11 protein-coding genes are annotated in these 12,875 nt (G+C 61.4%); all 11 read left to right on the plus strand.

Annotated elements, in window-relative coordinates; genetic code table 11:
- Positions 1-142: 142 nt before the first annotated feature.
- The 11 genes from IEY47_RS03130 (at position 143) to dgcA (ending at position 12,636) form a co-directional block, all read left to right on the plus strand.
- Positions 143-466 (plus strand): sarcosine oxidase subunit delta, encoded by a 324-nt coding sequence (locus IEY47_RS03130; protein WP_188981668.1) that lies wholly within the window; start codon positions 143-145, stop codon positions 464-466.
- Positions 463-3,501 (plus strand): sarcosine oxidase subunit alpha, encoded by a 3,039-nt coding sequence (locus IEY47_RS03135; RefSeq protein ID WP_188981669.1) that lies wholly within the window; start codon positions 463-465, stop codon positions 3,499-3,501. The genes IEY47_RS03130 and IEY47_RS03135 overlap by 4 nt, the downstream gene beginning before the upstream one ends.
- Positions 3,502-3,579: 78 nt before the next feature.
- Complete coding sequence (locus IEY47_RS03140; RefSeq protein WP_188981670.1) at positions 3,580-4,212, plus strand: sarcosine oxidase subunit gamma; 633 nt, start codon at positions 3,580-3,582, stop codon at positions 4,210-4,212.
- Positions 4,213-4,331: 119 nt separating this feature from the next.
- Entirely contained in the window at positions 4,332-5,189 is an 858-nt protein-coding gene (purU, locus tag IEY47_RS03145; protein ID WP_188981671.1) for a formyltetrahydrofolate deformylase, read from the plus strand.
- Between the two features lie 234 nt (positions 5,190-5,423).
- On the plus strand, positions 5,424-6,623 hold the full coding sequence (fdhA, locus tag IEY47_RS03150; RefSeq protein WP_188981672.1) for a formaldehyde dehydrogenase, glutathione-independent: 1,200 nt from the start codon (positions 5,424-5,426) through the stop codon (positions 6,621-6,623).
- Between the two features lie 209 nt (positions 6,624-6,832).
- On the plus strand, positions 6,833-7,270 hold the full coding sequence (locus IEY47_RS03155) for a VOC family protein (RefSeq protein ID WP_188981673.1): 438 nt from the start codon (positions 6,833-6,835) through the stop codon (positions 7,268-7,270).
- A 67-nt stretch (positions 7,271-7,337) separates the two neighbouring features.
- The gene (locus IEY47_RS03160) at positions 7,338-7,631 is read left to right on the plus strand and encodes a YciI family protein (RefSeq protein ID WP_188981674.1); all 294 of its coding nucleotides are present in this window, start codon (positions 7,338-7,340) and stop codon (positions 7,629-7,631) included.
- A gap of 168 nt (positions 7,632-7,799) precedes the next feature.
- Positions 7,800-8,270 carry a nuclear transport factor 2 family protein gene (locus IEY47_RS03165; protein WP_188981675.1) on the plus strand — a complete coding sequence of 157 codons (471 nt, stop codon included), beginning with the start codon at positions 7,800-7,802 and terminating at the stop codon, positions 8,268-8,270.
- A 272-nt stretch (positions 8,271-8,542) separates the two neighbouring features.
- On the plus strand, positions 8,543-9,520 hold the full coding sequence (locus IEY47_RS03170; protein WP_188981676.1) for a dipeptidase: 978 nt from the start codon (positions 8,543-8,545) through the stop codon (positions 9,518-9,520).
- A gap of 183 nt (positions 9,521-9,703) precedes the next feature.
- Positions 9,704-10,234, plus strand: a complete 531-nt coding sequence (locus IEY47_RS03175; RefSeq protein WP_188981677.1) for a DUF5943 domain-containing protein — start codon at positions 9,704-9,706, stop codon at positions 10,232-10,234.
- Positions 10,235-10,560: 326 nt separating this feature from the next.
- The gene (gene dgcA, locus IEY47_RS03180) at positions 10,561-12,636 is read left to right on the plus strand and encodes a dimethylglycine demethylation protein DgcA (RefSeq protein WP_188981678.1); all 2,076 of its coding nucleotides are present in this window, start codon (positions 10,561-10,563) and stop codon (positions 12,634-12,636) included.
- Positions 12,637-12,875 lie beyond the last annotated feature (239 nt).

The following is a 12,875-nucleotide window of genomic DNA, read 5'->3' on the forward strand; positions in this document are numbered from 1 at the left end:
CACACATTCGTAGGGTGGATAACGGCGCAGCCTTATCCACCGGAAGGCCCCAAGACGGAGCTTTCCGGCAAATCACCGCAACGGTGGATGGCTTCGTCCATCCACCCTACGCAGGTGCCGATATTCGCTAGGAGTCGAGACCATGCTGTACATCTTCTGTCCCCACTGCGGGGAATCGCGTTCCGAAGAAGAATTCGCGCCCGCAGGCCAGGCCCACATCGCCCGCCCGCTCGATCCTGCCGCCTGCAGCGATGCCGAATGGGGCGAATACATGTGGTTCCGTGACAACCCCCGCGGCCTGCGTCACGAGCTGTGGCTGCACGCGGCGGGCTGCCGCAAGTACTTCAATGCCACGCGCCACACGGTGAGCTACGAGATCGTCGAGACCTACAAGATCGGCGAAAAGCCAAGCTTTAGCGAAACGGTCGATGAACCCCAACCCCAGGCACAAGGAGCCACCGCATGAGCCAGATCAATCGCCTCGCCAGCGGTGGCCGCATCGATCGCAGCAAGCCACTGAGCTTCACCTTCAACGGGCAGAGCTATCAGGGCTATGCCGGCGACAGCCTCGCTGCTGCCCTGCTCGCCAATGGTGTCGACATCATTGGCCGCAGCTTCAAGTACTCACGTCCACGCGGCATCGTGGCCGCCGGTGCGGAAGAGCCGAACGCCATCCTGCAGATCGGCGCACGTGCCGACACCCAGGTACCGAACGTTCGCGCGACCCAGCAGGCGCTTTTCGGCGGTTTGGTCGCCAGCAGCACCAACGGCTGGCCGAACGTGAACAACGACCTGATGGGCATTCTTGGCAAGGTCGGCGGCAAGATGATGCCCCCCGGCTTTTACTACAAGACGTTCATGTACCCGCAAAACATGTGGCTGACGTACGAAAAGTACATCCGCAAGGCTGCAGGACTGGGACGCGCGCCGACCGAGAACGACCCAGATCTCTACGATCACATGAACCGCCATTGCGACGTACTCGTCGTCGGTGCCGGCCCGGCCGGACTCGCCTCGGCTTTGGCGGCAGCCCGCAGCGGCGCCCGCGTGATCCTGGCCGACGAAGGCGAAGAGTTCGGCGGCAGCCTGCTGGACACCCGTGAACAGTTGGATGGCATGCCCGCGGGCGAATGGGTCGCCAAGGTCGTCGCGGAACTCAAGACCTTCCCGGAAGTGGTGCTGCTGCCACGCTCCACGGTCAACGGCTACCACGACCACAACTTCCTGACCATCCACGAGCGCTGCACCGATCACCTTGGCGATACCGCCCCGATGGGCCCGTTCGCGCGCCCTGCTCGCCAGCGCCTGCACCGTGTCCGCGCCAAACGCGTGGTATTGGCCGTCGGTGCCCACGAACGTCCGCTGGTCTATGGCAACAACGACGTACCCGGCAACATGGTCGCGGGCGCCGTCTCGACCTACATCCGCCGCTATGGCGTCGCCCCAGGCAACAAGCTGGTCCTCGCGACCAACAATGACTACGCCTACAAGACCGCACTGGATTGGCTGGACGCGGGTTTGAAAGTCGTCGCGATTGCCGATGCACGTAGTAACCCGCGCGGCAGCTGGGTCGAAGAAGCGCGCTCGCGCGGCGTGCGTATTCTGACCGGCAGCTCGGTGATCGACGTTAAAGGCAGCAAGCACGTTGAAGCAGCGCGTATCGCGGCAATCGATCCACACGGATTCCGCGTCACCAGCCCAGGCGAATGGCTCGAATGCGATCTCATCGCCAGCTCCGGCGGCTATAGCCCAGTCGTGCACCTCGCCTCGCACCTGGGCGGCAAACCGACCTGGCAGGAAGACATTCTTGGCTTCGTGCCCGGCAACACGCTGGGCGTGCAGGCACGCGTTTGCGCGGGTGCCGTCAACGGTGTATTCCGCCTGGGCGATGTGCTGGCCGATGGTTTCGAAGCCGGTGCGAAAGCAGCCTCCGAAACCGGCTTCGGCGCGGTATCCGGCGAACTGCCGCGTACCGAGAAACGTATCGAGGAACCGACGCTCGCCCTCTTCCAGGTCCCACACGACAAGCCTACGGCGCGCGCACCGAAGCAATTCGTCGACCTGCAGAACGACGTCACCGCCGCCGGTATCGAGCTGGCCGTACGCGAGGGTTTCGAGTCGGTCGAGCACGTCAAGCGCTACACCGCGTTGGGCTTCGGCACCGATCAGGGCAAGCTCGGCAACATCAATGGCCTGGCCATCGCCGCACGCTGCCTGGGCGTGAACATCCCGCAGATGGGCACCACCATGTTCCGCCCGAACTACACGCCCGTGTCCTTCGGTGCCGTTGCCGGGCGTAACGCTGGCGCATTGTTCGAGCCCAAGCGCTACACCGCGCTGCAAGCCTGGCACGTGAAGCAAGGCGCCAAGTTCGAAGACGTCGGTCAGTGGAAGCGCCCCTGGTACTTCCCCAAGGCGGGCGAAGACTTGCATGCGGCCGTTGCCCGTGAGTGCAAGGCCGTGCGGGATAGCGTCGGTCTGCTCGATGCCTCGACCCTCGGCAAGATCGACATCCAGGGCCCGGATGCGCGCGAGTTCCTCAACCGTGTGTACACCAACGCCTGGACCAAACTGGACGTGGGCAAGGCGCGCTACGGTCTGATGTGCAAGGAAGACGGCATGGTCTTCGACGACGGCGTCACCGCCTGCCTCGCCGACAACCACTTCCTAATGACCACCACCACCGGCGGCGCGGCACGCGTACTGCAATGGCTGGAGCTCTATCACCAAACCGAATGGCCTGAGATGAAGGTGTATTTCACCTCAGTCACGGACCATTGGGCGACGTTGACGCTGTCCGGCCCCAACAGCCGCAAGCTGCTGTCGAAGGTGACCGATATCGACCTTTCGCCAGACGGCTTCGGCTTCATGACCTGGCAGGAAGGCAAGGTTGCAGGCGTACCGGCGCGCGTATTCCGCATCTCCTTCACGGGCGAACTGTCCTACGAGGTGAACATCCAGGCGGACTACGCCATGGGCGTCCTGGAAGCCATCGCCGAGGCGGGCCAGGAATTCAACCTGACGCCATACGGCACCGAGACGATGCACGTCCTGCGTGCGGAAAAAGGCTTCATCATCGTCGGCCAGGACACCGATTCCACCGTCACCCCGTTCGACCTGAACATGGGCTGGTGCGTTGGCAAGACCAAGCCGTTCTCGTTTATCGGCTGGCGCGGCATGAACCGCGAAGACACGCTGAAAGCAGGTCGTAAACAGCTGGTCGGCCTCAAGCCAGTCAATGCGAGCGACGTCCTTCCCGAAGGCGGCCAGGTCGTCTTCGAGCCGAACCATCCCAAGCCGATCCCCTCGGCGGGGCACGTGACCTCGAGCTACATGAGTTCCAGCCTCGGCCACGGCATCGCACTGGCGCTCATCAAGGGCGGCCTGGAGAGAATGGGGCAAAAGGTCTACGCCCCGACGCGCGATGGCCGCCTGATCGAGGCCGAAATCGTGAGCTCGGTTTTCTACGATCCAAAAGGTGAACGGCAGAACGTGGTGTAAGCACCCGCCCTTTACAGAATCCGTAGGGTGGAAAACGGCAGAGCCTTTTCCACCGTTCGAAGACACAGGACAGACGACATGACAGCAGCAAACGTCTACCAACAGCGCCCAGACGACAGCGTCAAAGCCGAATCCCCGTTGCATCACGCCGGCTTCAATGAATTGGCCGGCAAAGGCAAATCCGGCGCAGGTGTGACCCTGCGCGAGAAAAAGTTGCTCGCCCATCTCACCTTGCGCGGAGATAGCCGCGACCCCGCGTTCGCCGAAGGCGTGCACAACGCCTTGGGCCTCGAACTCCCCGCGGCCCTGAGCCTTTCCACCCGAGACCATGTCTCGCTGCAATGGATCGGCCCGGACGAATTTCTGCTCATCGCGCCCCGCGGTGAGGAATTTGCCATCGAACAAAAGCTGCGCCTGGCGCTGGGCGAGCAGCATATCCAGGTCGTCAACGTCAGTGGCGGCCAAACGATTCTCGAATTGAGCGGCCCAAAGGCGCGCGACGTGCTGATGAAGTCGACGAGCTATGACGTGCATCCGAATACCTTCCCGGTAGGCAAGGCGGTCGGCAGCGTGTTCGCGAAGACCCAGCTGTACATCCGCCATACCGGTGACGACACCTACGAACTGCTGGTGCGCCGCAGCTTCGCAGATTACATCTGGGCCTGGTTGCAGGATGCCAGCGGCGAGTACGGGTTGGCGGTGGAAGGCTGAGTAAATTCCTCTGTGGGAGCGGGCCATGCCCGCGATGAGCCCGCCAGATAGACATAGCGGGCATGGCCCGCTCCCACAGGAAACGCCACCGGCGCAACACCCAACTAGGAAACCTGGACATGAGCCGCACCCCCGACACCTGGATCCTCACCGCGCAATGCCCAAGTCTGCTGGGCACGGTGGACGTGGTCACGCGCTTCCTGTTCGAGCAAGGTTGCTATGTCACCGAGCACCACAGCTTCGATGATCGGCTCTCGAGCCGCTTCTTCATTCGCGTCGAATTTCGCGCCCCTGCCGGATTCGACGAGGATGGATTCCGCGACAAACTGGCCGAACAGGTCACGCCGTTCGACATGCAGACCGAACTCACACCGCCCGGCTACCGTGCCAAGGTGGTGATCATGGTCTCCAAGGCCGACCATTGCCTGAACGACCTGCTCTACCGCCAGCGCATCGGGCAATTGCCCATGGAGATCACCGCGGTCATTTCCAATCATCCGGATCTCGCGCATTTGGCTGAGTGGCACGGAATTCCTTACCACCATTTCCCACTCAATCCGAACGACAAGCCTGTTCAGGAACGCAAAGTGCTGCAGGTCGTCAAGGACACGGGGGCCGAGTTAGTGGTGCTTGCACGCTACATGCAGGTGCTGTCTGCCGATATGTGCAACCGGCTCGATGGCCGCGCAATCAACATTCACCATTCGCTGCTACCGGGCTTCAAGGGTGCCAAGCCCTATCACCAGGCGTATCAGAAGGGCGTGAAGCTGGTTGGCGCGACGGCACACTTCATCAATAACGATCTCGATGAAGGGCCGATCATCGCCCAGGGCGTCGAAAGCGTGGACCACGCGCATTACCCTGAGGATCTGGTCGCCAAGGGTCGCGATATCGAATGCCTGACACTGGCGCGGGCCGTGGGCTACTTTCTGGAAAGGCGGGTTTTCCTTAACGCTAATAGGACGGTGGTGCTTTAGGTCGGCGCCGTCTTGGATCGCCCACAAGCTGATCGCAGCCCGGTGGACTCCTACAAAAGCAGTCTCCCTGTAGGAGCCCATTCATGGGCGATCGCTCTTAACGCTCAAAAACTGCCACATAGATTTACCCACCAGCCGCGCCTTCGGTGGACGCAACAGACAAGCACGTAACTCCGCATACATCCCGCGCGGCACCCGCCTCGCGCTGTATCGACAACAACAAAGGAGAATCACATGTCTGACAATCGCGGCGTCGTCTACCTCGGCACAGGCAAGGTAGAAGTCCAGAAAATTGACTACCCGAAGATGCAGGACCCGCGCGGCAACAAGATCGAGCACGGTGTCATCCTCAAGGTCGTCTCCACCAACATTTGCGGCTCCGACCAACACATGGTCCGCGGCCGAACCACGGCCCAAGTCGGCCTCGTGCTCGGCCACGAGATCACCGGCGAAATCATCGAAAAAGGGCGTGACGTCGAGCGCCTGGCAATCGGCGATCTGGTCTCTGTTCCCTTTAACGTCGCCTGCGGACGCTGCCGGTCTTGCAAGGAACAGCACACGGGTGTCTGCCTGACCGTTAACCCGGCACGGGCGGGTGGCGCGTACGGTTACGTCGACATGGGCGACTGGACCGGGGGCCAGGCGGAATACGTGCTTGTGCCCTACGCCGATTTCAACCTGCTCAAGCTGCCGGATCGCGACAAGGCCATGGAGAAAATCCGCGACCTCACCTGCCTGTCGGACATTCTGCCCACCGGCTACCACGGCGCGGTCACCGCAGGCGTTGGCCCAGGCAGCACGGTCTATGTCGCCGGTGCCGGCCCAGTCGGTCTTGCCGCAGCCGCCTCCGCACGTTTGCTGGGCGCTGCCGTGGTGATCGTGGGTGATCTCAACCCGGCTCGCCTACAGCATGCGAAATCCCAAGGCTTCGAAGTGGTCGATCTGTCCCAAGACACACCGCTGCACGAGCAGATCGCAGGCCTGCTGGGCGAACCGGAAGTGGATTGCGCCGTCGATGCGGTGGGCTTCGAGGCCCGGGGGCATGGGCATACCGGTTCGCAAAGCGAAGCGCCCGCCACCGTGCTGAACTCACTGATGCAGGTCACCCGCGTCGCCGGCAAGATTGGCATTCCCGGCCTCTACGTCACCGAGGACCCAGGCGCCGTCGATGCTGCCGCCAAACAAGGTGCTTTGAGCGTTCGCTTCGGCCTCGGCTGGGCGAAATCTCACAGTTTCCACACCGGCCAGACTCCGACCATGAAGTACAACCGCCAGCTGATGCAGGCCATCATGTGGGACCGCATCAACATCGCTGATGTGGTGGGTGTGCAGGTCATCAGCCTGGACGAGGCGCCGCGTGGATACAGCGAGTTCGATTCGGGCGTTCCGAAGAAATTCGTCATCGATCCGCACAAGACGTTTAGCGCGGCTTGATACGGCTGGAAGCCTCAAGCTAATAGAGAATGCTTTTCTGTAGGAGCCCACTTGTGGGCGATCGCGTACCGCCAGGCAATGCGGTGTTGTCGGTTAGATCTGGATCGCCCACAAGCTGAGCGCAGCCCGGTGGGCTCCTACAGAGAGCAAGAACCGTGACCCCTCCTCTCCTTGCTACCCTGTGTCCTGAATACGAACAGGAGCGCACCATGTCTTTCGACCCCCGCATCTCCCTCATTACCGTCGGCGTATCGGATGTTCAGAGCAGTGCTGCCTTCTACGAACGCCTGGGCTGGAAACGATCGTCTGCCTCCCAAGAAGGGATCGTATTCATCAAGCTCAAGGGCATCGCCCTGGGATTGTTTTCCCGCGAGGAGTTGGCGAAGGACGCGCATCAAGATGGCAACGCAACACCGGGCACCTTCTCCGGCGTCACCCTCGCCCACAACCTGGAAAGCCCGGAAGCCGTCGATGCTGCCATGGCCCATGCCATTGCATCGGGCGCGACGCTTGTAAAAGCACCCGAGAAAACCTTCTGGGGCGGCTACTCCGGATACTTCGCCGATCCCGACGGGCACCTCTGGGAATTGGCCTATAACCCACTTTCACCGCTGGACGCCGACGGCCACATGACCTTGCCGGAATGAACGATCTTGCCGCCGGCCTCGGACTCGCTATGCTTGCCGCTCTCCCATAACGACAAATGGAGTCCCAATGCCCTACCTCATCGAAACCTTCGACAAACCCGGCAGCGCACAGCTGCGCGCGGACAACCGTCCGGACCATCTGGAGTTTCTACGTCAGAACGCCTCCCAACTGCTGGCCTGCGGTGCCAAGCTCGACGCCGACGGGGTGGCGACCGGCAGCGTGTACATCATCGACGTCGAGACAGAGGAAGAAGCCAAAGCCTTCCTGGCACAGGACCCATTTTCCAAGGTCGGCCTTCCTGGTGAGATCAAATCGACAAGCTGGCGTAAGGTAATTCTCGACGGCAAAGCCTACGTCTGAGACTCAACCCGGCAGCGTCCCCGCCTGATCCTTATGCAAATCCTTCCCGTCGCCCGACCAGACGAGGGGAAGGCCCGGTTTTGCGGCCGCTGTCCGAATCTGAGCGACCGCTGACCTTAACAAATGTCCGGATCGGCGCGAGGATGAGGCTCCCCAAAGGAGCCTCACATGACCGACTCTCGACCACCCCTTCCGCCGTTCGATCACGCCTCCGCCACCCAAAAAGTTCGCGCCGCTGAAGACGGCTGGAACGGCCGCAACCCGCACAAAGTGTCGCTCGCCTACAGCCAGGACAGCCGATGGCGAAACCGTAATGAGTTCTTCAGCGGGCGCGAGGCTATCGTGGATTTCCTCACCCGCAAATGGCAGCGCGAACAGGAGTACCGGCTGATCAAGGAGTTGTGGGCATTTACTGACGCCCGCATCGCGGTCCGCTTCGCCTACGAATGGCACGACGCCAACGGGCAGTGGTTTCGCGCCTATGGCAATGAGAATTGGGCATTCGACGAATACGGTCTGATGGTCGAACGCCACGCCAGCATCAATGATCTTGCGATTGCAGAAGCGGATCGCCTCTTCCATTGGCCACAAGGGCGCCGCCCGGACGATCATCCGTCGTTGAGTGAGTTGGGCCTATAGCCGACACTAATTTTTTGTAGGGGCGGCCGGGCAGCGATCTGCTTCAGTCGCCTTGGCGGCTAAAGCCGCCCCTACATTTACGTGCTCACATCTACTTTCGCCGTTACCCTCACCCACGCATCCAGAGCGCATGTCATGTCGTAATCACGACAACGTTGACGTTCCTAGAAAACCCCCAGTCGTTTTTGCATCGGGGCGCTCGAATGCCGAGGGATAAGCTGCCCCCAAAGCGTTGCCAACCGATGCGACGCGCCAAACCTGAGGGCAGCCTGATGACACCCGCCGAACTTCACGCCGACAGCATCGTCGTCGATGGTCTGATCATCGCCAAATGGGACCGCGAGCTTTTCGAAGACATGCGTAAAGGCGGCCTGACGATGGCCAACTGCACCGTGTCGGTCTGGGAAGGCTTCCAGCAGACGATGAACAGCATCGCCGACAAGCAGAAGCTCATCCGTGAAAACGGCGACTTGGTGATGCAGGTGCGCAACACCGCAGACATCCGCAAAGCCAAGGAGCTGGGCAAGACCGGCATCCTCTTCGGCTTCCAGAACGCACATGCCTACGAAGACCAGATTGGCTACGTGGAGCTCTTCAAGCAGCTCGGCGTGGGCATCGTGCAGATGTGCTACAACACCCAGAACCTCGTGGGCACTGGCTGCTATGAGCGTGATGGCGGGCTGTCCGGCTTCGGCCGCGAGATCGTCGCCGAGATGAACCGCGTCGGCGTCATGTGCGACCTGTCCCACGTCGGCAGCAAGACCAGCGAGGAAGTCATCCTCGAATCGAAGAAGCCAGTCACCTACTCCCACTGCCTGCCCTCCGGCCTCAAGGAACACCCGCGCAACAAGTCAGACGAAGAACTCAAGTTCATCGCCGACCACGGTGGCTTCGTCGGCGTGACCATGTTCACGCCATTCCTCGCCAAAGGGATCGACGCCACCATCGACGACTACGCCGAAGCCATCGAGTACGTGATGAACATCGTCGGTGAGGACTCCATCGGCATCGGAACCGACTTCACTCAGGGCCATGGTCAGGACTTCTTCGAATACCTGACCCACGACAAGGGCTACGCTCGCCGCCTGACCCGCTTCGGCAAGATCATCAACCCACTGGGCATCCGTACCGTGGGCGAATTCCCAAACCTCACCGAGACCTTGCTCAAGCGCGGCCACTCGGAGCGCACCGTGCGCAAGATCATGGGCGAGAACTGGGTGCGCATCCTCGCCGACGTCTGGGGCGAATAAACCGTAGGGTGGATGACGGCAGCGCCTCATCCACCGCCTCTACTGATGATCTGCGTGGATGGCTTCGGCCATCCACCCTACGACGCCTCGAACGTTTCCCGTAGGGCGGGTGCAACCCGCGCAACGCAAACAGCCGAACATTCGTAAACGCGGGTTTCACCCGCCCTACCTAGGATTGAACACATGGCCTCTCACGCCCCCGAAATGCCCATTCAGGTCGATGACGAAACTGGCGTCTGGACCACCGACGCCCTGCCGATGCTCTACGTCCCCCGGCACTTTTTCGTCAACAACCACATGGGCATCGAGGAAGTACTCGGCGCCGATAAATACGCCGAAATTCTCTATAAGGCCGGCTACAAATCCGCCTGGCACTGGTGCGAGAAAGAGGCCGAGTGCCATGGCATCGAAGGCGCGGCGGTGTTTGAGCACTACATGAAGCGCTTGTCGCAGCGCGGCTGGGGCCTGTTCGAAACGCAGAAACTCGATCTGGAGACTGGCTACGCGGAAGTGAAGCTCAAGCACTCCGCCTTTGTGTACGTGTACGGCAAGGTCAACCGCAAGGTGGATTACATGTTCACCGGCTGGTTCTCCGGTGCCATCGACCAGATCCTCGCCGCCAAGGGCAGCCCGATCCGCACCGTCAGCGTGCAGGAGTACAGCGGCTCCGAAGACGGGCATGACGAGGGTTTGTTCATCACCCGGCCGCTTTGATTCTCCACGGTGGATGGCTTCGGCCATCCACCCTACGAAAGAGCCTCCGGGCCCAGACAAAAACGTAGGGCGGGTGCAACCCGCGTACAGCGCTCCATCGAGTGCCGCCGCGGGTTTCACCCGCCCTACAAAAAACCGGATTAGACCTTGAGGTGGAAAACCTGCGGGGTTCCACCTCTGCGAATGAATAGGAAACGTAGCGAGCGAAGGGCAGGCAAGGCGGAGACGGGTGAGAAAAGCGGAGTTTACGTTTCGTAAATGAGCATTTTCGAATCCCGCCTCCAACGCAGCATGACCGAGCGCAGTAGTTTCCGGGGGGAAGGAAAATGGCTTTCGAAGCGCTGTTCCAGCCGATCCAGATCGGCAAGCTCACCATCCGTAACCGCGTGCTCTCGACCGCGCATGCCGAGGTGTATGCCACCGACGGCGGCATGACCACTGACCGCTACGTGAAGTATTACGAGGAAAAGGCCAAGGGCGGCATCGGCCTGGCTATCTGCGGCGGCTCCTCGGTTGTCGCCATCGATAGTCCCCAGCACTGGTGGAGCTCGGTGAACCTCTCCACCGATCGCATCATTCCGCACTTCCAGAATCTCGCCGACGCCATGCACAAGCACGGCGCCAAGATCATGATCCAGATTACTCACATGGGCCGTCGCTCACGCTGGGATGGCGGCCACTGGCCGACGCTGATGTCCCCGTCCGGCATTCGTGAGCCTGTGCACCGCGCCACCTGCAAGACCATCGAGCCGGAAGAGATTCAGCGGGTCATCGGCAATTTCGCGCAGGCCGCGCGCCGTGCGAAGGAAGGCGGACTGGACGGCGTCGAACTCTCTGCCGTGCACCAGCACATGATCGACCAGTTCTGGTCGCCGCGCGTGAACAAGCGTACCGATGAATGGGGCGGCAGCTTCGAGAACCGCATGCGTTTCGGCCTCGAAGTCCTCAAAGCCGTACGCGCCGAAGTGGGCGACGACTTTTGCGTCGGCATGCGCATCTGCGGCGACGAATTCCACCCGGACGGCCTCTCCCATGACGACATGAAAGAGATCGCCAAGTATTACGCCGACACCGGCATGCTCGACTTCATCGGCGTCGTGGGATCAGGGTGCGACACCCACAACACCCTGGCCAACGTCATCCCGAACATGAGCTACCCGCCAGAGCCCTTCCTGCACCTGGCGGCGGGCATCAAAGAAGTGGTCAACGTCCCAGTCCTGCACGCGCAGAACATCAAGGACCCGAACCAGGCCACCCGCATCCTCGAAGGCGGCTACGTCGACATGGTCGGCATGACTCGTGCGCACATCGCTGATCCGCACCTGATTGCCAAGATCAAGATGGGCCAGGTCGACCAGATCAAGCAGTGCGTCGGCGCCAACTACTGCATCGATCGTCAGTATCAGGGCCTGGACGTACTGTGCATCCAGAACGCTGCGACCAGCCGTGAGTACATGGGCCTGCCGCACATCATCGAGAAAACCAGCGGAGCGAAGCGCAAGGTCGTGATCGTCGGCGGCGGGCCTGCCGGTATGGAAGCGGCGCGGGTCAGCGCGGAGCGCGGCCACGACGTCACGCTGTTCGAAAAACAGGAGCAATTGGGCGGGCAGATCACCCTCGCCTCGAAGGCACCACAGCGTGACCAGATCGCTGGTATCACCCGTTGGTACCAACTGGAATTGACGCGCCTTGGCATCGACCTGCGCCTTGGGACGGCAGCCGACGTCGACACCATCAACGATCTGCGCGCAGACATCGTCATCCTCGCCAACGGCGGCCATCCGTTTACCGAGCAGGTCGAGCATTGGCACGCGGACGAAGGCCTGGTGGTGAGCAGTTGGGACATCCTCAGCGGCAAGGTCGCCCCCGGCAAGAACGTGCTGGTATACGACACCATCTGCGAATTCACCGGTATGTCGGTGGCGGATTTCCTCGCGGACAAGGGCAGCCAGGTCGAGATCGTCACCGACGACATCAAGCCGGGCGTCGCCATGGGCGGCACCACCTTCCCGACGTACTACCGCAGCCTGTATCCCAAGGAAGTGATCATGACCGGCGACATGATGCTGGAGAAGGTCTACGCCGAGGGCGACAAGAAGGTGGCGGTACTGGAGAACGAATACACCGGCACCCGCGAAGAGCGCGTGGTCGACCAGGTCGTCGTCGAGAACGGCGTGCGCCCGGACGAAGCGCTGTATTACGCGCTGAAGGAAGGCTCGCTCAATAAGGGCCAGATGGATATCGAAGCGCAGTTCGCGATCCAGCCGCAGCCGAGCCTGTCGGCACTGGATGGCAGGACGGGGAGCGATGGTTATCTGCTGTTCCGCATCGGTGACTGCGTGGCGCAGCGCAACGTGCATGCGGCGATCTATGACGCACTGCGGTTGTGTAAGGATTTTTGAATAGGCCAGCGATCTGGCTGAACGCACGCCGTACCTGTAGGAGCGAGCTTGCTCGCGATCAGGGATAACGCGGTATCACAGAGACACCGCATCGCCTCGATCGCCAGCAAGCTGGCTCCTACAAGAGGACCGTAGCGTGGGTTAGCCGTTAAATGTAACCCACCGATCAGAGCCCATAGAACACACCGGATGCGCATGGTCGCGTTCACGGTGGGTTACGCCGCAAAGCGGATAACCCG

The organism is Pseudomonas matsuisoli (genome assembly GCF_014647635.1).
GTDB lineage: Bacteria > Pseudomonadota > Gammaproteobacteria > Pseudomonadales > Pseudomonadaceae > Pseudomonas_P > Pseudomonas_P matsuisoli.

Coding starts and splice junctions, on each gene's coding strand:
- IEY47_RS03130 (WP_188981668.1), top strand. CDS start 143: ATGCTGTACATCTTCTGTCCCCACTGCGGGGAATCGCGTTCCGAAGAA.
- IEY47_RS03135 (WP_188981669.1), top strand. CDS start 463: ATGAGCCAGATCAATCGCCTCGCCAGCGGTGGCCGCATCGATCGCAGC.
- IEY47_RS03140 (WP_188981670.1), top strand. CDS start 3,580: ATGACAGCAGCAAACGTCTACCAACAGCGCCCAGACGACAGCGTCAAA.
- purU (WP_188981671.1), top strand. CDS start 4,332: ATGAGCCGCACCCCCGACACCTGGATCCTCACCGCGCAATGCCCAAGT.
- fdhA (WP_188981672.1), top strand. CDS start 5,424: ATGTCTGACAATCGCGGCGTCGTCTACCTCGGCACAGGCAAGGTAGAA.
- IEY47_RS03155 (WP_188981673.1), top strand. CDS start 6,833: ATGTCTTTCGACCCCCGCATCTCCCTCATTACCGTCGGCGTATCGGAT.
- IEY47_RS03160 (WP_188981674.1), top strand. CDS start 7,338: ATGCCCTACCTCATCGAAACCTTCGACAAACCCGGCAGCGCACAGCTG.
- IEY47_RS03165 (WP_188981675.1), top strand. CDS start 7,800: ATGACCGACTCTCGACCACCCCTTCCGCCGTTCGATCACGCCTCCGCC.
- IEY47_RS03170 (WP_188981676.1), top strand. CDS start 8,543: ATGACACCCGCCGAACTTCACGCCGACAGCATCGTCGTCGATGGTCTG.
- IEY47_RS03175 (WP_188981677.1), top strand. CDS start 9,704: ATGGCCTCTCACGCCCCCGAAATGCCCATTCAGGTCGATGACGAAACT.
- dgcA (WP_188981678.1), top strand. CDS start 10,561: ATGGCTTTCGAAGCGCTGTTCCAGCCGATCCAGATCGGCAAGCTCACC.